Annotated in this window: 21 protein-coding genes; 10 read left to right on the forward strand and 11 right to left on the reverse strand. The window is 71.5% G+C overall.

Annotated features, from left to right (window positions below; translation table 11 throughout):
* Nucleotides 1-81: 81 nt before the first annotated feature.
* Entirely contained in the window at nt 82-1383 is a 1302-nt protein-coding gene (locus tag H613_RS0102200; RefSeq protein WP_026922508.1) for an ammonium transporter, read from the reverse strand.
* Between the two features lie 558 nt (nt 1384-1941).
* Between H613_RS0102200 and H613_RS0102205 the strand changes: the two genes are divergently transcribed.
* From H613_RS0102205 to H613_RS0102220, 4 genes are all read left to right on the forward strand, one after another.
* On the forward strand, nt 1942-2979 hold the full coding sequence (locus H613_RS0102205; protein ID WP_026922509.1) for a LacI family DNA-binding transcriptional regulator: 1038 nt from the start codon (nt 1942-1944) through the stop codon (nt 2977-2979).
* A gap of 110 nt (nt 2980-3089) precedes the next feature.
* Entirely contained in the window at nt 3090-3476 is a 387-nt protein-coding gene (gene mscL, locus H613_RS0102210) for a large conductance mechanosensitive channel protein MscL (protein WP_026922510.1), read from the forward strand.
* Nucleotides 3477-3914: 438 nt separating this feature from the next.
* Entirely contained in the window at nt 3915-4718 is an 804-nt protein-coding gene (locus tag H613_RS0102215) for a VOC family protein (protein WP_026922511.1), read from the forward strand.
* A gap of 190 nt (nt 4719-4908) precedes the next feature.
* A complete protein-coding gene (locus tag H613_RS0102220) occupies nt 4909-5712 on the forward strand; it encodes a VOC family protein (RefSeq protein WP_026922512.1) in 804 nt (267 codons plus the stop codon).
* Nucleotides 5713-5859: 147 nt separating this feature from the next.
* Here H613_RS0102220 and H613_RS0102225 read toward each other — a convergent pair whose 3' ends face one another.
* The 7 genes from H613_RS0102225 to H613_RS0102255 all read right to left on the reverse strand — a co-directional run bounded on the left by H613_RS0102225 (nt 5860) and on the right by H613_RS0102255 (nt 15630).
* Nucleotides 5860-6192 (reverse strand): glyoxalase superfamily protein, encoded by a 333-nt coding sequence (locus H613_RS0102225; protein WP_026922513.1) that lies wholly within the window; start codon nt 6190-6192, stop codon nt 5860-5862.
* Nucleotides 6193-6333: 141 nt separating this feature from the next.
* Nucleotides 6334-7668 carry an ABC transporter substrate-binding protein gene (locus H613_RS0102230; RefSeq protein ID WP_026922514.1) on the reverse strand — a complete coding sequence of 445 codons (1335 nt, stop codon included), beginning with the start codon at nt 7666-7668 and terminating at the stop codon, nt 6334-6336.
* 493 nt (nt 7669-8161) lie between these two features.
* The gene (locus H613_RS0102235; protein ID WP_084546233.1) at nt 8162-10006 is read right to left on the reverse strand and encodes an ABC transporter ATP-binding protein; all 1845 of its coding nucleotides are present in this window, start codon (nt 10004-10006) and stop codon (nt 8162-8164) included.
* A gap of 111 nt (nt 10007-10117) precedes the next feature.
* Nucleotides 10118-11998 (reverse strand): CASTOR/POLLUX-related putative ion channel, encoded by a 1881-nt coding sequence (locus H613_RS0102240; protein ID WP_026922516.1) that lies wholly within the window; start codon nt 11996-11998, stop codon nt 10118-10120.
* Between the two features lie 274 nt (nt 11999-12272).
* Nucleotides 12273-13505, reverse strand: coding sequence for a methyltransferase, FxLD system (gene fxlM, locus H613_RS29760; RefSeq protein ID WP_026922517.1), 1233 nt, complete (start codon nt 13503-13505; stop codon nt 12273-12275).
* A 44-nt stretch (nt 13506-13549) separates the two neighbouring features.
* On the reverse strand, nt 13550-14404 hold the full coding sequence (locus H613_RS31270) for a hypothetical protein (protein ID WP_026922518.1): 855 nt from the start codon (nt 14402-14404) through the stop codon (nt 13550-13552).
* A 26-nt stretch (nt 14405-14430) separates the two neighbouring features.
* A complete protein-coding gene (locus H613_RS0102255) occupies nt 14431-15630 on the reverse strand; it encodes an FAD-dependent oxidoreductase (protein ID WP_211234663.1) in 1200 nt (399 codons plus the stop codon).
* Between the two features lie 86 nt (nt 15631-15716).
* Here H613_RS0102255 and H613_RS0102260 point away from each other — a divergent pair, with 86 nt between their 5' ends.
* The gene (locus H613_RS0102260; protein WP_035735796.1) at nt 15717-16343 is read left to right on the forward strand and encodes a TetR/AcrR family transcriptional regulator; all 627 of its coding nucleotides are present in this window, start codon (nt 15717-15719) and stop codon (nt 16341-16343) included.
* A 32-nt stretch (nt 16344-16375) separates the two neighbouring features.
* Entirely contained in the window at nt 16376-17122 is a 747-nt protein-coding gene (locus H613_RS0102265) for a VOC family protein (protein WP_026922521.1), read from the forward strand.
* A 16-nt stretch (nt 17123-17138) separates the two neighbouring features.
* Here the strand turns inward: H613_RS0102265 and H613_RS0102270 are convergent, their stop codons facing one another.
* Nucleotides 17139-17954, reverse strand: a complete 816-nt coding sequence (locus H613_RS0102270; protein WP_026922522.1) for a class I SAM-dependent methyltransferase — start codon at nt 17952-17954, stop codon at nt 17139-17141.
* Between the two features lie 232 nt (nt 17955-18186).
* Here H613_RS0102270 and H613_RS0102275 point away from each other — a divergent pair, with 232 nt between their 5' ends.
* The gene (locus tag H613_RS0102275) at nt 18187-19380 is read left to right on the forward strand and encodes an NAD(P)/FAD-dependent oxidoreductase (RefSeq protein ID WP_026922523.1); all 1194 of its coding nucleotides are present in this window, start codon (nt 18187-18189) and stop codon (nt 19378-19380) included.
* 10 nt (nt 19381-19390) lie between these two features.
* Nucleotides 19391-20371, forward strand: coding sequence for a sigma-70 family RNA polymerase sigma factor (locus tag H613_RS0102280; protein ID WP_026922524.1), 981 nt, complete (start codon nt 19391-19393; stop codon nt 20369-20371).
* 195 nt (nt 20372-20566) lie between these two features.
* Here H613_RS0102280 and H613_RS0102285 read toward each other — a convergent pair whose 3' ends face one another.
* Together H613_RS0102285 and H613_RS0102290 are read right to left on the reverse strand one after the other, a co-directional pair.
* The gene (locus H613_RS0102285) at nt 20567-21184 is read right to left on the reverse strand and encodes a LysE family translocator (protein ID WP_051392831.1); all 618 of its coding nucleotides are present in this window, start codon (nt 21182-21184) and stop codon (nt 20567-20569) included.
* 55 nt (nt 21185-21239) lie between these two features.
* The gene (locus tag H613_RS0102290; protein WP_026922526.1) at nt 21240-22424 is read right to left on the reverse strand and encodes an MFS transporter; all 1185 of its coding nucleotides are present in this window, start codon (nt 22422-22424) and stop codon (nt 21240-21242) included.
* Between the two features lie 356 nt (nt 22425-22780).
* Between H613_RS0102290 and H613_RS23900 the strand changes: the two genes are divergently transcribed.
* A complete protein-coding gene (locus H613_RS23900) occupies nt 22781-23701 on the forward strand; it encodes a cation diffusion facilitator family transporter (protein WP_035735543.1) in 921 nt (306 codons plus the stop codon).
* A 21-nt stretch (nt 23702-23722) separates the two neighbouring features.
* The gene (locus H613_RS0102300) at nt 23723-23989 is read left to right on the forward strand and encodes a Smr/MutS family protein (RefSeq protein WP_035735546.1); all 267 of its coding nucleotides are present in this window, start codon (nt 23723-23725) and stop codon (nt 23987-23989) included.
* Nucleotides 23990-24001: the final 12 nt, after the last annotated feature.

The following is a 24001-nucleotide window of genomic DNA, read 5'->3' on the forward strand; positions in this document are numbered from 1 at the left end:
GTGTCGCGAAAGACGACAGGACGGCCGCCCGGCCGTGGGGGACCGGGCGGCCGTCCGCGGGGGCGGCGCCAATGCGGGGGTTTACGCCTGGACCTTCTCGGGGACCTCGGGCACCGGCGAGCCGATGGCGGCGCCGAGGGCCTCGCCGTTGACCGGCAGGTCGTAGCCGCTCTCGCCGTGCTGGGCCGCGTCGATGCCCGCCAGCTCCTCCTCCTCGCTGATCCGCACGCCCATGGTGAACTTCAGGACCAGGCCGATGAGGGCCGCCACGGCGAAGGAGTAGACGACCACGGACAGGACCGCCAGGGCCTGCCAGCCGAGGAAGCCGAAGCTGCCGCCGTAGAAGAGGCCGTCGGTGCCGCCGGTGACGCCGCCGTAGGCGAACAGGCCGACCGAGACCGAGCCCCAGATGCCCGCGACCATGTGGAGGCCGACCACGTCGAGCGCGTCGTCGTAGCCGAACCGATGCTTCAGGCCGATGGCGAAGGGGCAGATGACGCCCGCGACGCCGCCGACGGCGATCGCGCCGAGCGGGGTCACGTAGCCCGCGGCCGGGGTGATGGCGACGAGCCCGGCGATGACGCCGGAGCAGGCGCCGAGGACCGAGGGCTTGATGCCGCGGACGCGGTCGACCAGGAGCCAGCCGAGGATCGCCGCGGCGGTGGCGACCTGCGTGTTGAGCAGGGCCAGGCCGGCGATCTCGTCGGAGACGAACGCCGATCCGGCGTTGAAGCCGAACCAGCCGAACCACAGCAGGCCGGTGCCGATGACGACCAGCGGCAGGTTGTGCGGCGCGAAGTTGCCGTCCTTCCAGCCGATGCGGCGGCCGACGACCAGCGCGAGGCCGAGGGCGGCGGCTCCGGCGTTGGCGTGGACCGCGGTGCCTCCGGCGAAGTCGAGGACGCCCTGGTCCTCGATCCAGCCCGAGCCCCACACCCAGTAGGCGACGGGGGCGTAGACCAGGACGACCCAGGCGGTGGCGAAGACGACCCAGGCGCTGAACTTCATGCGGTCGGCCACGGCCCCGGCGATGAGGGCGACGGTGATGATCGCGAACATCATGCCGAAGGCGGACATGGCCCCGGCGGAGACGCCGCCGGAGACCGTGCCGAGGTCGGCGACGTAGTTCAGGCCGAACGCGGTGCTCAGGTCGCCGAAGAGCGGGTTGTCGCCGGTGCCGTCGCCGACGGCGATCGACTCGCCGACCAGGACCCAGACGATCGAGACGATGCCGAGGGCGACCAGGCACTTCATCATCATGTTGATGACGCTCTTGGCCCGCGTCAGGCCGCCGTAGAACAGGGCGAGGCCGGGCGTCATGAGCAGAACAAGGGCGGCGGAGATCAGGATCCAGGCGTTGTTGCCGGTGTCGAGCTCGGGCATGGCCGCCTCCTCTCCAGAGAGTGGGTATGTGTCGGGCTTCGTGCGGTTCCGGCTTCGAGGGGAGCGACGCTGCTCGGCGGCGGTCATCACGCGCCGGCCGAGGGCCGTCATGGCCCGTCGGGCCGCCGATCGGCTCGGCGGCGAGCGGCCGGCGCGTGATCTCCTACCTACCGGAGTCCTGCCAGCTTCACCGCGACGTGTTACGCGGCTCGCCTCGTCGTGTTAAGAAGTTGTCGCGAAAGATTTCCAATGTGTGAACTCGCGCTCACGACGCCCGCCGGGGGCGCGACCGCAGGCACTGGAGTGGCAGGTGGGCCCTTCGGGACGGCGATCCGGGGACTCGGGGCTTTTACCGCGCCATGATCCGGTCGTTACCCGATTGTGTCCATATGAGTCGAGGCGGAATGGGCACCGCGGCCGACGGGCGGGCCGATGCGATCTACGCTGGCAAGCGTGCATCCGGCCGGGCTGTGGTCCAGCGTCCCGGTTCGGGCCGCTGCGGTGTCCGATGGCCGGATGGCGGACAATCTCAAAGTAGGCAGAAGGTGACCGAACGCAATGAGCGTTGAGCCGAAGAAGGCAGCCAGCATCTGGGACGTGGCCAAACTGGCGGGCGTCTCGCACCAGACCGTCTCACGGGTCGTCAACAGCTCGCCACGCGTGGCCCCTGCCACCCGCGACAAGGTGCTGGCGGCCATCGACGAGTTGGGATACCGTCCCAACCGGCTGGCGCGGACCCTCGCGGGCGGCGCGGCGCAGTCGGTCACCGTCCTGACCGCCGACACCTCGCTCTACGGCTCCGAGGCGTCCCTGCGCGGCATCGAGAAGGCCGCCCGCGCGGCGGGCTGGAGCGTCTCGATCTCCGTGCTCGACCCCGAGGAGACCCACTCGGACGCGAGCATCATCGCCCGCCTGCCCAGGGCCGGGGAGCCGACCATCATCGTCGCCCACGACGAGCCGGGCATGCGCGCCAGGCGCACGCTGCTGAACGCCCAGCCGCAGGCGCTGGTGGCCATCGGCGAGTACACCGGCAAGGACGAGCCGTGGCTGATCGGCCTCGACGACGGCCAGATCGCCGCCGAGGCCACCCGCTACCTGCTCGACCTCGGCCACCAGACCGTCCACCACCTCGCGATCCCCACCGCGATGGGCACCGAGGCGGACCGCAAGTCGCACCGCGCCGACGGCTGGGCGGGGGCGCTGCGCGAGGCCGGGCGGGTCCCGCCGCCGATGATCCAGTCGGGGTGGACGATCGCCGAGGCGTTCGAGGCCGTGAAGCCGCTGGTGGCGGACCGCTCGGTGACCGCGATCCTGTGCGGCAACGACGACCTCGCGCTGGCCACGCTCCGCGCCGCACGGTTGGCCGGGCGGGACGTGCCCGGGGACCTGAGCATCGTCGGCTTCGACAACTCGCCGTTCTCGGCGTACACCACGCCCGCGCTGACGACGGTGAACCAGGACTTCGAGAACGTCGGCAGGGGCGCGTTCGAGCTGCTCAGGCACCGCCTCGACAGCTCGGTGCCGAAGCCGGCCCCGGCGTGGCGGGCGCCCGAGCTCATCGTGCGCGAGACGTCGGCGCCGCCGCCGAGCCGCTAACGCTCGCCGCCGGCGGCGGTGCCGTGCGCGGCTCCCCCGGACGGTCGGTTCCCTCCGACACCAGGGCGCGCGACAGGTGTTCTGCCGCACGCGGATGCGACACTCTGGGCATGATCCAAGGTTTCAAAGACTTCCTGATGCGTGGCAACGTCGTCGAGCTGGCGGTGGCGGTGGTGATGGGCGCGGCCCTGACCGCGCTGGTCGGCTCGTTCGGCGACGCGTTCCTCAACCCGCTCATCACCCTGGTCACCGGCGGCGCCGACATCGGCGGCAGCTTCACGATCAACGGCGTCGAGTTCCCCTACGGCCTGTTCATCAACGGCCTGCTGGTGTTCTTCCTGACCGCCCTGGCGGTGTACTTCGTGATCGTGGTGCCGTTCAACAAGCTGCGCGAGCGCTTCGTGACCGACAAGGAAGAGGAGAAGGTGGAGCGCGAGGAGCAGATCGTGCTTCTGGAGCAGATCCGCGACGCGCTGCGAGCGGATCGAGAGGCATAGCCGCGATGCTCTGCGAGCGGATCGAGAGGGATAGCCGCGACGCGCTGCGAGCGGATCGAGAGGGATAGCCGCGACGCGCTGCTCAAGCAGCGCCCTCGCCCGTAATCGACACCGGTCCGCGGGGCGGAGGGCTCCGCGGACCGGAACGGCGGGCGGAGGCGACGGATTCGCGACTCGCGCCCGGCGGACCGGAACGGCGGACTTTCGCACCATCGCCATTCCCCGCCGCGTCCCCGGACTGGGACGGCGGGCCTTCGCACCGGTCGCCGTTCCTCGGGCTGCGCCCGCACCGCTCGGACCGGAGCAACGGGCTTTTCCCACCGGTCGCCGTCCTCCGAGTCGCACGGACCGGAACGGCGGACCGAAACCCTTGCGGCGGCCCCGTCCGCATGGGACCGTGATGGCATTGCGACCCCGACCCGCGAAGGAGCGGTGCACATGCCGACCTCGATACCCCTCGGCGCCCCGATCTGGGTGGACGCCAACGCGCCCGACCTCCCCACCGAGCTGGAGTTCTACACCCGCCTGTTCGGCTGGAAGACCTTCGACAGCGGCGAGGAGTTCGGGCACTACACCGAGTTCTGCCTGGGCACCAGCGCCGCGAACGCCCGCGCCGTCGCCGGGATCGCCCCGAACCAGTCCGACCAGCCGGACCGGTCGGCGAGTTGGGGCGTGTCGTTCCACGTGCGCGACTGCGTCACGGCCGCCTCGGAGGCCGAGAAGCTCGGGGCCGCCGCGATCACCAATCCCATGCGCATCGGCGACGATCTCGTCTTCGCCAGCATGCGGGACCCCGACGGGGGGACGTTCGGGCTGTTCGAGCCGCTGAACGACGACATGGGGTTCATGGCGTACGGCGAGCCGGGCGCCACCGCGTGGTTCGAGTACGTGTACGACGGCGCCCCGGTCGAGGCGATGCAGTTCTACGCGGAGCTGTTCGACTGGTCGGTGGTGGTGACGGGGTCCGAGGACCCGGACGACGCCGCGCCGCCGGTGGAGCTGCGGGTGCGCGAGTCGGGGATCGAGTTCGGCGGCTGCCGCGCCGCGGTGGGACCGGAGGCGGGTCTGCCTCCCCAGTGGATCGTGTGCTTCGCGGTCGACTCGGTCGACCGGGTGGCGGCGTCGGCGGTCGGGATGGGCGGCTCGGTGCTGATGCCGCCGGGCGACGACGCGGGCATGCGCACCGCGACGCTGTCCTCGCCCGGCGGGGCGCTGTTCGGCGTCGTCTCCGAGGCCGCCTGAGGCGCTGCCGCGGCAGCGGCGCGGTCGGAGCCCTGGACCGTCGATGACGGCCTGTGAACACCGCGTTGTCGCGGGCTCGGGAGACACAACACCGCCCGACCGCCGAAACGGCGGAATTCCTGCGGGCGGCCGGGCCGCGTGCCACCGTGTCCTTGTCCGCAGACCAATGCTTGCGAAGGAGCGGTTCGCCATGCCGACGTCCATTCCGCTGGGTGCCCCGATCTGGGTCGACACCAACTCCCCCGACTTCGACCGGGACCTCGAGTTCTACACCGAGCTGTTCGGGTGGAAGGCGGTCGACTCGGGCAAGGAGTTCGGGCACTACACCGACCTCCGCATCGGCGAGAGCGAGCGTTCGGGGCGGACCGTGGGCGGCATCGTCCCCGAGTCGCCGAACTACCTCAACGCGTCGAGCCGCTGGACGGTGCAGTTCTACGTCGCGGACTGCGCCAAGGCGACCAAGCGCGCCGAGAAGCTCGGCGGCGCCGTCCACATACCGCCCACGCCGGTGGCGGACAACCTGGTGTATTCGATGGTCTTCGACCCGAACGGCGCGATGTTCGGGCTCTTCGAGCCGCTCGACGACAACACGGGGCTCGGTGCGGGCAAGGAGCTGCACGCCCCGGCCTGGTTCGAGTACGGCTACGACGGCGTCCCCTCCGAGGCCATGCGGTTCTACGCCGACCTGCTCGGCTGGGACGTCCACGTCCCGCCGTGGACGGACTCGAAGGACCCGCGGCCGTATGCGGCGCTGAGTCCCAAGGACCGCTTCGAGGAGTTCGGGGGCTGCCACGCCGCCGAGGGCGCCGAACGGGAGCTGTCCTCGCAATGGGTGGTGATGTTCGCGGTCGACAACACCGACGAGGCGTGCGCCATGGCCGAGGATCTCGGCGGCGACGTCGTCGGTCCGCCCGTCGAGACGTCGATGGTGCGCATCGCCGACATCAGGTCGCCGGGCGGAGCCGTCTTCGGCGTCATGGCCGACGCTTCATAAATCCTCCGGGCGGCGGCATCAGACACGAGTCGGCCGCGTACTCGAGTTCGGCCGAGGCGGCGCTTCACAGCCCCTTCAGGCGGCAGCAGCGCGAGGGGCCGACTCCCTCTGGAACCATGGCGCGTCCCGGTCCGTCCGGTCTTCGGGTCACCGCTCCATGCCGATGCGCAGCCGGTTCCCGTCCGGGTCCCGCAGCTCGCATTCACCGGTGCCCCACTCGGTGTCCCGCGCCCGCGTCCCGAACCTGGCCGCGATGTCGTCCACGTCGCGCAGCCGCAGATACACCAGGCCGTCCGGGCGGGCGTCACCCTCGTGTTCGGACAGGAAGAGCATCGCCTCCCCGCGGGCCACTTGGACGAATGCGGGGAACTCCGGCTCGAAGCGGTGCTCCCACAGGTGGGTGAAGCCCAGCCGCTCGTACCACCGCACCGCCGCCGCGGCGTCTTCGACTCGGAGGATGGGGAATGCCTGCTCGTCCATCCGCCCATCGTGGCAGCCACCTGCGACACCGCGGCGGCACTAGCGTGCTTATAGCTTATATTCTATAGTCGCGATATATCTTATACCCTATAGAATATAAGATGATTATAGCCTATAACCAATGCTATAGCGGCCGTTCCGCTACTCGGCCACGTTGATGCCCCGGTCTTTCAGGTCGGACACCGTCCATTCCTGCATGTGGGGCGCGATGTCCGCGAACTTGATGTCCCCGGCCATCGCCTGGCCCCACTGGTCGGCCAGCTCCTCGTACATCGAGGTCGAGTTCGGGCCGTAGATCCAGTCGTCGGCGAACACGGCCGACTCCAGGATGACCGAGACGGCGTCGTCGGCGTGGTCGCCCAGCAGTTCCTTGGGGATCACGGCGTCCAGATACGGCTCGGTGTCCTCGACCGCCGGGTACCAGCCCGAGCCGGTGTCGGGCGCGGCCATGATGGACACCGGTTCCTCGTCGGTGGACAGCCACGCGGCGGCCTCGACGGCCCGCTCGGGGTGCTCGCACAGCGAGGTGACCATGAGCCCGGACGTGTCGCCCGCCGAGATCGGCTCGCCGCCCATGATGCCGAGGTTCGGCGCGAAGGCCCACTGCCCGAGGGTGGCGTTCATGTTGGCCTGGTGGCCCGCCAGCTGCCAGGTGGAGGTCTGGCGCAGCACGATGTCGCCCTGGTCGTACTCCTGCATCATCGCGGCGTAGTCGGCATAGGAGATCTTCTCGACCAGGTCGTTGTCGAACAGCTGCTGCACGATGTCGGCCGCGTAGCGGCTCTCCTCGGAGTCGATCGCGATCCTCCAGGCCTCGCCCTCGATCCGGTACCAGCGCGCGCCCGCCTGCCAGGCCATGTACATCCACGTCGAGGGGTCCTCGCCGGCGAAGTTGAAGATGTGGCGGCCGTCCTTCTTGAGCTCCTTGCCGGTCGCGACGACCTCCTCCCACGTCGTCGGCACCGCGAGGCCGGCCTCGTCGAAGGCGGGCTGCCACACCATGACGAAGTTCGGGTTGCGCGTGTTGGGGACGCCGTAGACGATGTCGCCGATCGTGAGCGCCTGGACCGCCGACGGGTCGAGCAGCTCGCCGTGCGGCTCCAGCATCGCGCCGATGTCGATGATCTGCTGCTGGGCCAGCAGTTCGGCGCCGTTGCGGTTGTCGCTCTGGAACAGGTCGGGGGCGCCCGACGGGTCGCCGGCCTCGACGGCCTGGTTGACCTGGTTGACCATCTCGGCGGCGGGCACCTCGATGTACTCGATCTGGATGTCGTCGGTGTCGTGGGCCTCGTTGAACGCCGCGACGGCGTCGGACATGCCCGCCTTGTCGCTCCACAGCTTGAGGGTGATCGGGCCGGAGCCCCCGCCTTCGTCGTCACCGCCCCCGCAGGCGGCGAGCAGCGGCGCTGCCGCCGCCGTGCCGAGACCGGCCTTGGCGAGGGTGCGCCGCCGCAGTCCGCTGGTGTTGCCGTTCATGTCGTTCCTCTCTGTGCCAACTGACGGCTCGCAAGCATCGCCGTGGCTGGTCGGGGTTCGGGGTCGCCGGGTCGGCGGCCGAGTGCCGCCGCCGATCCGCCGGGCGTGCCGGTGCGCGGCACGCGCCTCGCGGAGGACCGCCGTTCCGGCGTGCCTCACCCGGCTGCCGGTGCGGGCGCCGAGACGGCGGTCTTCCGCTCATGTCGAGCTTCTCTTCATGAAGTTATGATACCGGTTTCTATCGTGTGCCATCGCTGCGCGAGATTTCAACGTGAATACCTCTATATACGTGCCCAGATCACGACGGGAACCGCTTACCATAAGACATCTTGTCGCGATATCGCCCGCGAGTCAAGGCCCGGAGATCACGGATACGAAAACGGTCGGGCCGCCGCGCGAATGCGCGGCGGCCCGACCGTGAAGAAGCGGCACCGGAAGCTCGGCGGACCCCGCCGGGGGCGGAGTCCTCAGCCGTGTGGTGGTGGCTGCGGTGTCATTGGTCGGCGGTGAGGAGTTGGGAGGCGGCCAGGTCTCGGTACAGCTCGTCGGTCTCGACCAGTTCGGCGTGCGAGCCCACGGCCCGTACCCTCCCCGCGTCGAACACCACGATCTGGTCGGCGCTGGTCACCGTCGACAGCCGGTGCGCCACCACGAGCACGTTCGTGCGCTCGGCGGCGTCGAGCATGACCTGCTTGAGCGCGGCCTCGTTGGCGGCGTCGAGCTGCGAGGTGGCCTCGTCGAGCAGCAGCAGCCGCGGCTTGCGCAGCAGCGCGCGGGCGATCGCCACCCGCTGGCGCTCGCCGCCCGAGATCGTCATGCCCCGGTAGCCGATCGGCGAGTCGAGGCCCTCGGGCAGCCGCTCCACCAGCTCGCTCAGACGCGCGGCCTTGACGACGTCCTCGACCTCCGCGTCGGTGGCCTCGGGAGCGGCCATGACGAGGTTCTCGCGCAGCGTTCCGTGCAGGACCGGCGCGTCCTGCTCCACATAGCCGATCATGCGGCGCAACGCGGCCAGCGGCCACTCCGAGACCTCGCGGCCGTCCACGGTCACCGAGCCGCTGGTGGCCGGGTAGAACCGCTCGATGAGCGAGAACACCGTGGTCTTGCCCGCGCCCGAGGGGCCGACGAGCGCGGTCAGGCCCTTCCCGCTGGAGGAGAACGTGATGCCGTGGTGGACGTACGGGAGGTCCTCGCCGTAGCGGAAGGTGACGTCGCGGAAGGCCACGCGCGCCGGGCCCTCGCCGACGTCGGCGGCGGTCCCGTTCGCGGCCTCCTCGGCGTCGAGCTCGGCCACGTCCTCGATCCGCTTGACGGCGGCCAGGCCGGTCTGGAGCTGCGAGAGCGACGCGATCAGGCCGTTGACCGGGCCCATGAGGTAGAACAGCAGCAGCAGGAAGCCGATGAGCGTGCCGACCTCCATCGAGCCGGCCGCCACGCGGGCGCCGCCGACGCCGAGCACCATCAAGAAGGCGATGTTCACCGGCAGGAACGCGGCCACCCCGGCCAGGCCCTCCCACAGCGAGGCCTTGACGCCCTTGTCGCGGGCGGTCGTCGCGGCATCATCGAGGCGAGCGATCTCGTGCTCCTCGGCGCTGGAGGCCTTGACGGTGCGGAACGCGGTGAAGACGCGCTCCAGCAGGGACCCCATGTCGCCCAGGGCCTTCTGGGAGTCCACGGTGGCGTTGCGAATGCGGGGCATGATGAACAGCATCATCACGGTCACCAGCACCACCATCGCCATCGTGGTGCCGAACAGGGCCAGGTCGAGCCAGGCCATGAGGGCGATGCCGCCGACGAGCATGAACGAGTCGGTGACGCCGCCGATGACGGTGGTGCTGGCGACGGTGCGCAGGAGGTTCGTGTCGGAGGTGAGCCGGGAGACCAGGTCCCCCGGGCGCAGCCGGTCGACCTCGGCGACCTTGAGGCGCACGAGCGTGCCGATGAGGCGCTTGCGCACGCTCAGGACCACGTTCTGGCCGGCGACCTGCATCAGGTAGGGGCCGAGCGCGCCCAGGGCCGCGCCGACGATGACGACGGCGGCGAGCATGAGCAGCGGGTCGCGCATGGAGGTGTCGTCGGCGAGCGCGTCGATGACGTCCATGGCGATGAGGGGCTGGACGAGACCGGTGAGCCCGCCCAGGAACGAGAGCGCCCCGCCGATGACGAGCAGGCGCAGGTGCTGGCGGGCGTACGCCCACAGCCGCGTGATCGGGGCCTTCTCCGGCGCCTCGGCGGCGGCCGGTTCGGCCTCGGGCCCGGCGGGTTCGGCCGCCGGGCGTTCGGGGGGCGGTGGTTCGGCGGTCGCCGTGGCGGTTCCCGCTGTGGTGGTGTCGGACATCGGTGGTTTCCTCCGCTGGGTGCTGGCGGTCGGCTTCGACGCTACCCGTGCGGTGCGACAACGGCGTCGGCCGCGAGTCGCAATCGGAACTCCTCCCGGAGTCGTAGGACCTCAGTCCTCGGCCAGGACGATGATCTTGTCGCCGGGCTGGAGCACCGCCTGCGCGGCCTTGTCGGGGTTGAGCACCACGCCGTAGTCCGGGGCCCGCTGGGCGAGCGCGGCCTGCCGGTAGCCGATCGCGAGCTCGCCGCGGCGCCTGGCGCTCTCGGCGACGGTGTAGAAGTTCACCGGCACGCCGGTGCGGACGTAGTGCTCGCACGGCTTGAGGTAGATCTCGGAGCCCTCGGGGCTGAACAGCTGCGCGAACACGGCCGACAGGTGCGGGTTCTCGGCGGTCTGGGTCAGCAGCAGGCTGATGAGCTTGTCGCTGACGATGAAGTCGTCGGCCTGCGTGACCTGGGCGAGGCTGCGGTTGCGGTCGTCGGCCATCTCGGAGACGACCTTGAAGCGGGTCCCCGCCCGCTGCGCCATGTCGCGCAGGTGGAGCAGGGTCACCAGGGTCTTGGAGTCGGCCAGCTTGGGATCGACGTGGTCCGAGCACAGCGCGATGATGTGGTTGTACGAGCCGGGCGCCAGCGATTCGAGGAGCCGCCGGTCGGTCGGGTCGTCCTCCTTGAAGTTCAGGCCCTGGACGCGCATGGCGGGCCCGATCCGGCGCACGGCCTCGGCCGCGTCGGGGTGGTCGGTGACGACGTCGGTGATCGAGCCGGTGGCGACGTACTGGTCGAGCTGCTCCAGGATCGTGCCCGAGCGGGCGTTCCAGCCGAGGACGAGGGTCCGCTCGGCGCGCTTCCCGGCCTCGCCGCGGGCGACGATGGCGCTCTCGTCGATGGCCGGGCGCGAGCCGTCCAGGACGATGGCGCTGTCGTCGGCGGCGATGAGGATGAGCTTGTCCCCCGCCTGGAGCTGCGCGCTCGAGGGCGGGTTGATGTGGCACACGCCCTCACTGGTGAGGACGCCGATGAGCGAGGACGTGCGGTAGGAGTGCATGGCCTGGCCGAGGGGCCGCCCGACGAGGGCGGGCTCGTCGACCATGTAGATCTCGTCGCCGCCGAAGTCGAGCAGGTCGGTGTAGACGACCGACAGGCCGGACTGGCGGCAGGTCTGGACCATCAGGCGGGCCATGAGGTCGTTGGCATCGACGACGTGGGCCATGCGGCCCCCGGCGAGGCGCGCCGCGGGCAGGTTGCGGCTCTCGGCGACGGCGCCGACGACGTGGCAGCGGATCTGCTCGCTCTGCCCGCCCTGGGTGACGGCGAGGAGGCTGCGCACGAGCTGGGCGTCGGGGTCGTCCTCATCGGAGGTGAGCAGCACGATGCTCTTGGCCTGGCCGGGGTTGACGAGGGCGATGTCGTCGGGGTCGGCGGGGTCGCCGGTGCGGCAGACGACCTTGGTGGACTTCAGGTCGCCGAGCTTGGTCCGGATCTCGTCCTCCATTTCGACCTTGTCGCGGTCGGCGAGCACGGCGATGCAGGCGTGCTTCTCGCTCTCGTTGGCCTCCACCAATTCCGATATGACGATGAACACTTGGTCGGACCATCCGAGAATGACGGTGTGGTCCTTCTCGACGACGAATGAGCGCCCTTTTCTCAGGTCCTCGAGTTTCGCGTCGAGACCGGTGGTGAGCACACCGACGAGTGAGGAGAGGATCACCAGTCCGCCGATGGTGGTGACGAACATGATGACCATGAAGGGGGTGCCGACATCGGCGTCCCCGGTGATCGTGCCGGCGTCGAGGATGTGGGTGAACGACGTCCACAGTGTTTCCATGACGCCGCCCTCGCCAGAGGCGGTGGCGACGAGCAGGGCGGCGCCGATCGCGGTGAGCGCCATTGTGATGACGGTCAGCCACCCGATGAGGGCCTTGGTGCCCTTCGACATGGTGTTGTCGAACCAATAGCGCGCACGCTGCCGGAAAGTGGGGTCGGTCATCGGGGGAGTCCTTTCTCGGGTGCGCGGTTCGGGGCCCGCGCGGATGCCGGAGGGTTTCGCGCAAGGGGTCGGCCGTGGCGAAGTGCCCGACAATGTCGGTAGCAGCGAAGATAACCCCGGCTATCAACCCGTCTTTTTCGAAGTCCCCGGTCAGCGCGCAGGCGGCGGGGTCCGGCCGGCGGCGTTCAGGACCGAGATCACACCGGCGGGCCGGGGCCGCCGAAGCGCTCACGATACCCGGCGGGGCCGACGGTCGACCGGGGCTGGGGCCTGTCTACGAACTCCGGGCGAGCCGGATCGCGAGTCGGCTGTGCCGCTTGGGAACGACGAAGCGGCCTTCGACGGTGGGGCCGACGCCGGACCGGTACGCCTCGATCTGGAGGCGGACGTCGCCGCGGCATTCGCGGTTCCAGACGGCCACTTGGGCGGCGACGCGCTCGGCGAGGGCCTCGCCGCCGGGCCCGTGGCCGCGCACGCCGACCTCGATACCGCTCCCACGAACGTCGTCCGCGTCCCCGTCGCGCCTGCAGGCCACGTACGCGAACGCGCCGCCGTCGACCACGGCCGGGTTGGCCCAGCGGAGCATGAGGCGGAGCTTCCCGTGGTCGCCGAAGGGCGCGCTCATGCGCCCGCAGCCGCTGAACGCGCAGGCCAGCCACAGCGACAGCTGGGCGGTGTCCTCGCCTGGGGCGATGCGGACGCCGGTCCAGACGGTGGTGCCGCGCTCGTCGAGCACGCCGCGGGCCCCGGCGGCCTCGACCTCCTTGTCGGCGTGGAAGGCGATGATGCGTCCCTCGGAGAGCTCCACGGCCTGGCTCTCGTGGGAACCGATGCCGCGCATCGGCATGAACCCGCAGGTGATGACGGATCGGCTGCGCAGGACGCCGCCGGTGTAGTCGAAGGCGACGGAGTGCTCGGAGCCGCGGATCTGGAGCGGCGCGACGAGCCTGCCGCCCTCGGCGAGCTGATCCCACCAGGCGGGCGGGAGGTCCCAGGTGCCGACGGTGACGATGATGCGGTCGTACGGGGCGCCCTCGGCGAAGCCGGCCTCGCCGTCGGCCTGGACGACGCGGACACGCTCGCACCCGACGGCGTCGAGGGCCTCGCGCGCCCGTTTGACGGTGTCGGCGTCGAGGTCGACGGCGGTCACCGAGCCGCGCGGGCCGACCAGGGCGTCCAGGAGCGCGGCGTTGTAGCCGGTCCCCGCGCCGATCTCGAGCACGCGGTGGCCGGGTGCCACGTCGAGCTGCTCGAGCATCTCGGCCACGATCGCCGGCTGCGAGGCCGAGCTGAGGGCGTCGCCCTCGTTGTTGCGCTTGGTGACGAACACGTCGTCGGCGTAGGCGGCTCTGAGCGGGGCCTCGGGGACGAAGCGGTGCCTGGGCACGGCCAGCATCGCGTCCCCGACTGCGGCGGACCGTATCGATCCGCGTTCGCGCAGCTTGTCGACCAGGCTCGCCCGCCGCCAGCGGGCCTCCTGACAAACGGTATCCGTGCGATCACCCACGTGCTCAAGCGTACGTCCGCCGACGCGCGGGCGCCTCATGCAGATCAGTCCCCGGTGTGTCCGCATCGTTCGTCGAGCATGGCGTAGAGGGCCCGGCGGTGCGCCTCGCCGACCGGAATGGGCGCCGCCGCCGGTTCGGCGCCGTCGACGGCGATCCAGGCGGTGAACGCGAACGGCTGCTTGGCGTCGCCGACGGCGTGGCCTTCGCAGCGGTGGGCGTCGAAGTGGAGCCCGACGGTGCGGCCGGGCAGCTCGGCGGCGGTGATGTCGAACAGGACCGAGCCGCGCACCTCGGTGACCTCGACCGCGGCGCCGCCGACGGGCCGGGCGATCAGTGTGCCGTCGAGCGTCCCGTCCTCGGCGGGGGTGAGTTCGCCGAGTTCGACTTCGACGGTGCGGGTGAGGAACTGGGCGGTGCACGCCTCTTTGAGGAGCCGGTCGAGGGTGCCGTTGGGGTGGGGCAGTTCGGCGGCGACCTCGTGGACGGCGCCGTCGTCGGTCGCGACGTCGAGCACGACCGACGACGGCGCGGCGGTGGAGTCGACGCCGTGGGGGCATCGGGCCGCACCGTAGTCGGTGAGCAGGTCGCGCGGGTTGGCGCTGGGGGGAACAGTGGCGTCGAACGGCTGGGGGCCGAGCGGCGCGAAGGAGTCGCTGAGCAGTTCGACGCCGAGGACGCGGACCGGCGCCGGGCCGTGGTTGGTGACGGCGATGGCGACGACGCCGGGTTCGATGAACGAGCGCCGGATCTCGGCGGTGGCGGTCAGCTCGGGCGGCGGCGACGGCGTCACCTCGTGCGGCGCGGCCTGCTCGCCGCCGCGGGCGAGGCCGCCCGCGAGTCCGGCGGCCGAGGCGGCCAGGAGGAACACGGCCACGATGCCGACCCGGATCCAGCGCATGCCTCAGTGTCGCACCGCGACCGGGATCAGGAAAGCCCCGCGGGCCTGGTCTCGAGGAGGCCGCGGATGGGCTTCAGGGCCACCGAGAGCGGGATGAAGCGGGTGGCGACGTCGCGCAGGACCGCCCCGGCGCCGCTCTCGTTGAACAGCAGGGGCGCGAGCTGCCGCGAGTTCTTCTGGGCGGCTTCGACTCTGGGGCGCTGGGTCCGCTCGAAGTCGGCCAGGGCCGCCTCGGCGCCGCCCGCGTCGGCCTCGGCGAGGCGGTCGGCCAGGACCCAGGCCGACTCCATGGCCATGCCCGCTCCGATCCCGGCGGTGGGCAGGAACCCGGCGGCCGCGTCGCCGACCAGGCCGATCCTGCCGATCGACCAGGCGTCGCTGCGGCAGTCGGTCAGGGACCAGTAGTAGGAGGGGCGTCCGTCGACGGCCTCGGTGAGGACTCGGTCGATGCGCTCGCCGGGGTCGCGGATCTCGGTGCGCAGGCGCGCGACGAACGCCTCGAGCCCCGCGGCCCTGGTCTCGCGGGGGCCGCAGACGATGGTGCCGATCTGGTCCTTGACGGGGTAGGTGCCGACGAAGGAGCCGGTGCCCCAGAGCTCTTCGCCGAGGTCCATGTCGGCGTCGGGGCCGGTCCAGACGACCCAGCCGCCCCAGTCGGTGTCGTAGGTGCTCACCTGCTCGGAGCGGAGCACGAGCCCGCGGGTGGCGGAGTGGAGGCCGTCGGCGGCGATCACCACGTCGAACTCGGCCTCGGTGCCGCCGATGGCGGCGGCCACGACGGGACCGCGCTGCTCGAGGGCGGTGACGGTCGTCTCGTGGCTGACGGCGCCGCCGCGGGCGGCGAGCACGTCCATGAGCTCGCCGCGGCCGATGCCGCGGTAGTCGCCGTAGGCGTTGAGCAGGCCGCCCATGGAGTACTGGTTGATGAGGGCGCCGTGGCGGCCGCGGATGCGGTAGCGGTCCATGCCGACGCTGGCGGCGACGTAGTCGTCGACGACGTCGAGGGCCTCCAGCACGGGGTCGACCAGGGGCATGAGGGCGAGCATGTAGCCGCTGGGGGCGTCGGGGCCGGCCCGTTCGATCAGGACGGGGTTGAGGCCGCGCCGCCGCAGCAGCTGGGCGAGCGTGAGCCCGGCGACGCCCGCACCGACGACGAGCACGCGGAGCCGGTCGTCGCGGGAGGCGTCGATCTGCGCCCGCACTGGAGTTTCCTGCAGCATGGTCATTCCCCTCACTTTTGGACCACCCGGTCCACTCCAAGGTACCACACGATTGGACCACCCGGTCCAATCCGTTGGGTATGCTGGCGGCCATGACCAGACGCGAGACGGGGGTGCTGCCGCCGGAGCGGCGGCGCGCGCTGCTGGAGGCGGCGGCGGTGGAGTTCGCCGAGGCGGGCTACGAGCGCGCCTCCCTCAACCGCATCATCCGCGGCCAGGGCATGAGCAAGAGCTCGTTCTACCACTACTTCGGCTCGAAGGAGGCCCTGTTCGGCGCGGTGGTGGCCGACATCGGGGGCGACCTGGCCGCGGCCCTGGGCCTGCCCGACCCGGCCGAGCTCGCCGAAGGCGACTTCTGGGGCCGCGTCAGGGCGCTGACCGACCGCCTGGCGCAGGCCTCCCAGGAGCGCCCGGGCTTCACGGCGCTGGCGAGGCTGTTCTATCTCCCCGACGCCCCGGCCTCGCTCGACGCGAGCAGAAGTCGCATCGACGCCTGGATCGACCGGGCACTGGAGGCGGGCCGCTCGGTGGGCGCGGTGGGTGAGGAGCTGCCGGTCTCACTGCAACGGCAGCTGGTCAGGGCGGTGCTGTGGGCGATGGACGAATGGTCGGTGACCAATATGGACCACCTCACCGAGGACGAGCTGATCCTCCTGGCGGACGCCCAGTTGGAGGCGATGCGGCGGCTTCTGGCACCTGAGGGTTCTTCAAGTCCCTGAACGAGCCGCACCGCGCCCTTAGACTCCGGGGTATGGCGATTCGATGGATGAGCGCGTTCTGGGACTTCCCGGCCGATGCCTTCGAGGCCGGCACCACGTTCTGGCTGGAGGTGACCGACGCGAACCTGTCGGAGCCGCGCGGCGTGAACAACGAGTTCGCGGCCCTGACCCCCCGGGAGGGCCACTCGTGCCTGTGGGTGCAGCGCCTCCAGTCGGGCGAGGGCGGCAACCACCTCGACCTGCACGCCGACGACGTTGCGGCCGAGGCCGCGCGGGCCGAGTCCCTCGGAGCCGGCGTCGTGCGCAAGGGAGAGGGACTCATAGCCCTCCGCTCCCCCGGCGGGTTCCCCTTCTGCATCGTGGCCTACGACGGAGAGACGGCGATACCCGCGCCGGTCACATGGCCGGGCGGGCAGCGGAGCATCGCCGACCAGATCTGCATCGACATCCCGGCCCAGGTCTACGGGAGCGAACGGGACTTCTGGGTGGCGTTCAGCGGGCGCCGCCCCCGGCCGAGCGATTCCCCCGAGTTCGAGCGGCTCGAACGGCCGCCGGGCATGCCGCTGGAGATCCTGCTCCAGCGCCGCGACGAGGCCGAGTTCGACGATCCGGTCAGCGCCCACATCGACCTGGCCACCTCGGACCTCGAAGCCGAGACCCTGCGCCACAGCGAACTCGGCGCCGTGCCGATCGAGCGGTTCGAGCACTGGCAGGTGCTCCACGACCCGACCGGCCTCGAATACTGCATCACCGACCGCGCCCCGCGGCCGGTCGCCTGACTTCGGCGAAGGCCGTTCAGCCGGGGAGGGTTGCGACCGTCAGCAGGTGGTTGCTCGCGCCCAGGAGGGACGGTTCGGTCTCGATCACGCGCAGGCCTTCGAGGAGGTGCTCGCGCACCTCGTCGTTGTCGATGATCGCCTCCAGCTGCGGGATGTAGCCGGGGAAGCCCTGCACCGCGTACTGGGCGGGCGCCGCCATGGCCGCGTCGGCGAACTCGCTCGCGATCTCGCCGGGGTGGTGGAGGTAGGCCGTGGTGAAGATGTCCCGGTCGAAGTAGCGCAGGTGGCCTTCCTTGAGGGCGCGGAGGCTCTCGTCCGATGAGAGCGATTGGATCGTGTAGTCGGCGGAGTTCCACAGGAGCCAGTCGTTCCAGCCCGCCGTGCGGTTGATCGTCACGGCGGCGACCACGCCGCCGGGGCGGGCGACGCGGCGCGCCTCGCGCAGCGCCCGGACGCGCTGCTCGCGGTCGGTCAGGTGGTACAGCGGGCCCATGAGCAGGACCGCGTCGCGGGATTCGTCCTCGCACGGCAGGTCGCGGGCGTCGCCCACGACCGCTTCGACGCCGGGCAGTTCGGCGGCCACGGCCACCTGGCTCGCCACGGGGTCGACGAGGGTCACCTTGTGGCCGTCGGCGGCCAGCCAGGCGGAGTGGACGCCGGTGGCGCCCCCGACGTCGAGCACGTCGAGCCCCGGGCCGGGCAGGACGCGGCGCAGCAGGTCCTGCATCCGCGTGAACTCCAGGCGGCCGCGCGCCTTCCTCGTCAGGCGGTCGCGCTCGCCGCCGCGCTCGTAGTACGCCTCGATCTCGGGTTCGAGTTCCCACTGACTCATGGCGCCGATCGTCGCCCATGGACGGGCGCGGCCGCCAGCGGTTTTCCCGGCGGCGGTCGATCCCTGTCGGCGTGCTCCCGCAAGCGCGCCGGACCGACCGCCGCCGCGAACATCTCACCGCATGCCCCGCGACACCCGCCGCGCGGTTCACGTGATGCACGGCATAGCCGAAGCTGTCATGAATCCGGGCGCCGTCTCGTTCAGAGTGCAAGCGAACAGACAGGAGAGGGACATGCAGCACCGCATCATCGTCCTCGGGGCCGGATACGGCGGGACCTATGTCGCCGGATGCCTCGCCCGCCGACTCCACCCGGCCGACTTCGAGATCACCGTCGTCAACGCCGAGCCCGACTTCGTCGAACGGCTCCGACTGCACCAGCTCGCCGCCGGGCAGGACCTGCCCCGCCGCGACCTGGCGGCGATCTTCGCCGGCACCGGCGTCCGGCTGCGGCTGGCGCGCGTCACCGCCGTCGACGCCGACCGCCGGACCGTCACCGTCGACGACGGCAGCGGCGCCGACCGGCTCGAATACGACACCCTCGTCTACACGCTCGGCAGCACCATCGCCGAGCACGGCGTCCCGGGCGTGGCCGAGCACGCCTTCCACATCGCCGGGCGCCCGGCGGCGCTGCGTCTGCGCGCCCGCCTGGACGAGCTGGACGGCGCGGGGTCGGTGCTGGTCGTCGGCGGCAACCTGACCGCGATCGAGGGCGCCACCGAACTCGCCGAGTCCCGGCCCGGGCTCCGGATCGCCCTCGCCACCGAAGGCGAGCTGGGCGGCTGGCTGGCCCCCAAGGCCCGCCGCCACCTGCTGGGGGCCTTCGACCGGCTCGGCATCGCGGTCCACGAGCACACGCCCATCGCTCAGGTCACCGCGGCGGGCGCCGTCGCCGCCGACGGCACCGCCTTCGACGCCGACGCGACCGTGTGGGCGGCGGGCTTCGCCGCCCATCCCATCGCCGCCGCCAGCGGCCTCGCCGTCGGCGGCGACGGCCGGATCACGGTCGACAAGTCGATGCGGTCGGTCTCCCATCCGGAGGTCTACGCCGCCGGGGACAGCGTCCACGCCGTCGCCGAGAACGGTCTGCCGCTGCCGATGAGCTGCGCTTCGGCGGGGTTCACCGGCAAGCAGGCGATGGCCGCGATCATCAGGGAGCTGACCGGCCGCAACGCCGCGGGTTCGCCGATGGTGTACTACGGCAACCACATCAGCCTCGGACGCAAGGACGCGATCCTCCAAGTGGTCGACGGTGACGCGCGGTCGAAGTCCTGGGCCGTCGTGGGCGGCCGGACGGCCGCGCGCGTCAAGAACGGGATCCTCAAGGGCGCCGCGTGGAGCGTCGCCCACCCGACCTTCGGCATGCCGGCCCGCAGGCACCGCCGGTCGGCCGCGGCCGACCGCTCCGCCGAGGCCGCCACCGCCTAGCATCGCCCGCATGGACACGGCCACCGTCGAGCGTTTCGAGGCCAACCGGGACCGGTTGGCCTCGCTGGCGTACCGCCTGCTCGGCTCGGCCGCCGACGCCGAGGACGTCGTGCAGGACGCGTTCCTGCGCTGGCAGGCGGCCGAGGTCGGGCGCATCGAGGTGCCCGAGGCGTGGCTGACCAAGGTCGTCGCCAACCTCTCGCTCGACCGGCTCCGCTCGGCGCAGGCTCGGCGCGAGCGCGCGGTCGGCGACTGGCTGCCCGAGCCGCTGCTGGAGGGCGACCCGATGCTCGGTCCGGCCGACACCGCCGAGCAGCGTGAGTCGGTGACGCTGGCGGTGCTGACGCTCATGGAGCGCCTCTCGCCGGTGGAGCGGGCCGTCTACGTCCTTCGCGAGGCGTTCTCGCACTCGCACGCCGAGATCGCCGAGATCCTCGACATCACCGAGTCGGCGAGCCAGCAGCACGCCCACCGGGCCCGGCGCCGCATCACTTATGAGCACCGTTCTTATGGGCACCGTGCCGCCGGGCGCGGCGCCGGCGCGACCGACCGCGCCTCGGCGCGCCGCATCGTCGAGGCGTTCGTCGACGCCGCCGCCTCGGGCCGCACCGAGCGGCTGGTGGCGCTGCTGACCGACGACGCGACCGCGATCACCGACGGCGCCGGGCTGTCGGAGAAGCTGGTGCGGCTCGCCGCCCCCGAGCGGATCGCCGCCGCGCTGCGCGGCGCCTTCAAGCCGACTCCGGCGAAGCTGCGGCTGGTCGGCGGCGCTCCGGCCCTCCACGCCGCCGTGGTCAACGGCGAGCCCGCCGTGGTCGCCGTCCTCGACGGCCGGGTGGTGGGCATGGTGGTCCTGGAGGTGCGCGGCGACAGGATCGCGGTCGTGCACGGCCTGGCCTCCAAGTCCAGGCTCGGTCGCGTCGACGAGGCGTGGGGGCGAAGCGAGCACGGCGAGCCGCTCATCGAGTCGTGGGGGCCCGCGGAAGCATAGTTTGCCGCCCGCGACGGGCACATGGCTTGCCGCCGCGCAGCGGCGACTGGTTCGGGTGGGGGTGGGCGACGGGCACATGGCTTGCCGCCGCGCAGCGGCGACTGGTTCGGGTGGAGGTGGGCGACGGGCACATGGCTTGCCGCCGCGCAGCGGCGACTGGTTCGGGTGGAGGTGGGCGACGGGCGGGCCCCCCCTCTAGTTGGAAGCCACCCGCAGGCCCAACGCCACCATGATGCCGCCGGTGATCCCGTTGAGCCACGCGCGCACCCTCGGCCGGGTGAGGAACCGGCGCATGAGGCCGACGAGGTTGGCCAGCACCAGGAACCACAGCCCGTTCGCGGCCATCGCCACCGCCGCCAGCTCCCCCACGTACGCCCAGTGCGCGCCGCCGCCGATGAACTGCGGCATCAGCGCCGTGAAGAACACGGCCGCCTTCGGGTTGAGCAGGTTGCACAGCAGCCCCGAGCGGAACGCCGCCCACCGGCTCATCCGCCGCTCCAGGTCGACCTCGACGACCGGTTTCGAGCGGTCCTTGAAGGCCGCGATGATCGAGCGCACGCCGAGGTAGACGAGGTAGGCGGCACCGGCGATCTTAACGATCGTGAACGCCGCGGCCGAGGCGGCGAGCAGCGCCGCCAGTCCGGCGGCGGTGGCCACCACCCAGACGCTGACGCCCAGCGCGATGCCCAGAGCCGTCCACATCCCGCTCGCCCGGCCGCTGAGCATGGCGTTGCGCGTCACCATGACGAAGTCGGGGCCGGGCACGATCGAGGCCACCAGGATCGCGGTGGCGAACACCAGCAGTACGGTCATCGGCCCTTCCCTCCGTCGGCGCTGGGCCTATTCTTCCACCGCTCGGCGGCGGCGCCTAGCGGCGGCGGGCGAGCAGCGCGACCGGCACGAGCAGGAGCGCCCCGATCCACAGCACGGCCCGCGCGGCCGAGGCGTCGACGACCAGGCCGCCCGCGAAGGAGCCCGCCGCGATCGACAGGTTGAACATCATCGTGTTCAGCGAGGTCGCGGCCTCGGCTTCATCGGGGGCGGCCCGCAGGTACCAGGTCTGGACGGCCGGGGAGACCAGGCCGTAGCCCGCGCCCCACAGGACCAGGACGGCCGCGGCGGAGAACACGTCGCCCACGGCCAGGGCCATGAGCGCCATGGCCAGGGACATCGCGGCGGCGAGGGCGACGAGCGTCGCCCGCAACCGGGTGCCGATGAGCGCGCCGGAGGCGGCCGTGGCGCCGAGCGCGGCCGCGCCGAAGGCCATGAGCAGGCCGCTGACGGCGCCGCCCGCGATGCCGCTCGCCTCCAGGATCTCCCTGACGTAGGTGTAGGCGACGAAGTGGCCGGCGACGATGAGGAACGTCAGTGCCAGGCCGGTCCGCACGCCCGCGTTGGCCCGCGCCATGCGCGCGAGCGAGGCGAAGCGGACGGCGCCGGTCGAAGGCAGCTTCGGGACCAGGGCGGCGATCGCGGCGAAGGCGGCCAGGCTCAGGCCGCCGAGGACGGCGAGCGCGGCCCGCCATCCGAGGTGGCCGCCGATGAACGTGCCCGCCGGGACGCCGAGGACGGTCGCGGCGCCGATGCCGCCGTAGACGGCGGCGGTGGCCCTCGGCACGGCCGAGGCGGGCACCAGGCGCAGGGCGATGCCTCCGGCGACCGACCAGAACGCGCCGATGCTGAGGCCCACGAGGACGCGGGCGGCGAGCATGAGGCCGAAGCCGGTGGCCAGTGCGGCGCCGAAGTTCGCGGCGGCCACGAGCGCGGCGAGGCCGAGCAGGACGCGGCGGCGGTCGGCGCGGCCGGTCAGGACGGTGCTCACCGGCGCGGCGACGGCGGCCACCAATCCGGGGACGGCGACCATGAGCCCGGCGGTGCCGGTGCTGACGCCCAGTTCGGCGCCGATGGGCGTGAGCAGGCCCACCGGGAGCATCTCGGCGGTCATGACGGTGAAGACGCCGAGGGCGACGGCGGCCACGGACAGCCACTGCCTGAGGGTGGGCCGCTCCACGGCGGCGGAGGAGACGGGCTGGACCCGTTCGAGGGTGGTCACGGCACGGCCTTTCGGTGTCGGTTCTCGGCACGACCCGGCTGGGTCTCATATGCCGGAACCGGTCCACCACTCGGTCCGTGCGGTGGCGACGCGGGCGGGGGTCTGCGCAGGGGCCGGGCTCCTCGATCGGGGGCCGGCCGGGGCGGGTGCCCCTTGGCGGTGCGCAGTGCCCGCACCCTGTCCGGACGCTCGGCGTCCGGGGCGTGGCCACTGGCTCAAGGTTAGCATCGCGGGGCGGCGGCGAGGCCGCTCGCGCGTCCCGCCAGGCGGCGCGGCGCCGACTGTCGTGGTGTCTGTTGCCATGCCATGACACACTCGTTCTGCGCGCACCCCCGGACGGAAGGAATGACGGGCACATGTCAGCAGAAGGCGGTACCAAGGCGGTCGTCGCGGCCCTGCTAGCGAACACGGGCATCGCGATCAGCAAGTTCGTCGCGGCCGGCATCACCGGATCCGGCTCCATGCTGGCCGAGGGCGTCCACTCGGTGGCCGACGCCTCCAACCAGGGGCTGCTGCTGCTCGGCGGCAAACGCGCCAAGCGGGCCGCGAGCCCGGCCCACCCGTTCGGGTACGGGCGCGAGCGGTACATCTACGCGTTCATCGTCGCGATCGTGCTGTTCAGCGTCGGCGGCCTGTACGCGCTCTACGAGGGCTACCACAAGATCACGAACCCGCACGAGCTGTCGAACGAGCTGGTCGCGATCGTCGTGCTCGTGATCGCGATCGTCTTGGAGTCGTTCTCGCTGCGCACGGCCGTCAAGGAGTCGAACACGCTGCGCGGGCGCAAGTCGTGGGTCAAGTTCGTGCGCGGGGCGAAGTCCCCCGAGCTGCCGGTGGTGCTGCTCGAGGACGTCGGCGCGCTCATCGGCCTGGTCGCGGCCCTGCTCGGCGTCGGGCTGGCCGTCATCACCGGCAACCCGCTCTTCGACGCGCTCGGCACGGTCGTCATCGGCCTGCTGCTGGTGACCATCGCGGTGGTGCTGGCCATCGAGATCAAGAGCCTGCTCATCGGCGAGTCCGCCTCGCTGGAGCACATCGCCGCGATCGAGGAGGCGATCCTCGCGGGCGGTGACATCACCGACATCATCCACCTCAAGACGCTGCACATCGGCCCGGACGAGCTGCTGGTGGCCGCCAAGATCGGCATCCAAAACTCCGAGACGGGCGAGGAGATCGCCGCGGAGATCAACGCCGCCGAGGCGCGCGTGCGCGAGGCGGTGCCGATCGCGACGGCGATCTACCTGGAGCCGGACCTGCGCCGCGTGGCCGCCGCGTAGGGCCTGTGTCAAGCTCGTCGCATGGCGAAACTGGTGCTGGACCTGCACGACATCTACAACAAGGGCGACCGGATCGACCGCGCGCTGCGGGAGGTGATCGACGAGGCGATCGCGAAGAGGATCGACACGGTCGAGATCATCCCGGGCAAGGGCTCGGGCCAGCTCAAGAAGAAGGTGCTGCGCTTCCTCGACCAGAAGGACGTCAAGGCGCTGTACCACCGCGTCGACAAGGACTCGAAGAACTTCGGCCGCCTGTTCGTGCACTTCAAGCACAAGAAGCGTCAGTGACGGTGCGCCCGG

The sequence above is a fragment of the Glycomyces arizonensis DSM 44726 genome (assembly GCF_000482705.1).
GTDB classification, from domain to species: Bacteria; Actinomycetota; Actinomycetes; order Mycobacteriales; family Micromonosporaceae; genus Glycomyces; species Glycomyces arizonensis.

Excerpts from the sequence above, each read along its gene's own strand:
- mscL (WP_026922510.1), top strand. The coding sequence starts at position 3,090 with ATGATCCAAGGTTTCAAAGACTTCCTGATGCGTGGCAACGTCGTCGAG.
- H613_RS0102300 (WP_035735546.1), top strand. The coding sequence starts at position 23,723 with ATGGCGAAACTGGTGCTGGACCTGCACGACATCTACAACAAGGGCGAC.
- H613_RS0102235 (WP_084546233.1), bottom strand. The coding sequence starts at position 10,006 with ATGTCCGACACCACCACAGCGGGAACCGCCACGGCGACCGCCGAACCA.
- H613_RS0102265 (WP_026922521.1), top strand. The coding sequence starts at position 16,376 with ATGGCGATTCGATGGATGAGCGCGTTCTGGGACTTCCCGGCCGATGCC.
- H613_RS0102205 (WP_026922509.1), top strand. The coding sequence starts at position 1,942 with ATGAGCGTTGAGCCGAAGAAGGCAGCCAGCATCTGGGACGTGGCCAAA.
- H613_RS0102275 (WP_026922523.1), top strand. The coding sequence starts at position 18,187 with ATGCAGCACCGCATCATCGTCCTCGGGGCCGGATACGGCGGGACCTAT.
- H613_RS0102220 (WP_026922512.1), top strand. The coding sequence starts at position 4,909 with ATGCCGACGTCCATTCCGCTGGGTGCCCCGATCTGGGTCGACACCAAC.
- H613_RS0102270 (WP_026922522.1), bottom strand. The coding sequence starts at position 17,954 with ATGAGTCAGTGGGAACTCGAACCCGAGATCGAGGCGTACTACGAGCGC.
- H613_RS0102225 (WP_026922513.1), bottom strand. The coding sequence starts at position 6,192 with ATGGACGAGCAGGCATTCCCCATCCTCCGAGTCGAAGACGCCGCGGCG.
- H613_RS0102240 (WP_026922516.1), bottom strand. The coding sequence starts at position 11,998 with ATGACCGACCCCACTTTCCGGCAGCGTGCGCGCTATTGGTTCGACAAC.
- H613_RS31270 (WP_026922518.1), bottom strand. The coding sequence starts at position 14,404 with ATGCGCTGGATCCGGGTCGGCATCGTGGCCGTGTTCCTCCTGGCCGCC.
- H613_RS0102285 (WP_051392831.1), bottom strand. The coding sequence starts at position 21,184 with ATGACCGTACTGCTGGTGTTCGCCACCGCGATCCTGGTGGCCTCGATC.
- H613_RS0102280 (WP_026922524.1), top strand. The coding sequence starts at position 19,391 with ATGGACACGGCCACCGTCGAGCGTTTCGAGGCCAACCGGGACCGGTTG.
- H613_RS0102230 (WP_026922514.1), bottom strand. The coding sequence starts at position 7,668 with ATGAACGGCAACACCAGCGGACTGCGGCGGCGCACCCTCGCCAAGGCC.
- H613_RS0102215 (WP_026922511.1), top strand. The coding sequence starts at position 3,915 with ATGCCGACCTCGATACCCCTCGGCGCCCCGATCTGGGTGGACGCCAAC.
- H613_RS0102255 (WP_211234663.1), bottom strand. The coding sequence starts at position 15,630 with ATGACCATGCTGCAGGAAACTCCAGTGCGGGCGCAGATCGACGCCTCC.
- H613_RS23900 (WP_035735543.1), top strand. The coding sequence starts at position 22,781 with ATGTCAGCAGAAGGCGGTACCAAGGCGGTCGTCGCGGCCCTGCTAGCG.
- H613_RS0102260 (WP_035735796.1), top strand. The coding sequence starts at position 15,717 with ATGACCAGACGCGAGACGGGGGTGCTGCCGCCGGAGCGGCGGCGCGCG.
- H613_RS0102200 (WP_026922508.1), bottom strand. The coding sequence starts at position 1,383 with ATGCCCGAGCTCGACACCGGCAACAACGCCTGGATCCTGATCTCCGCC.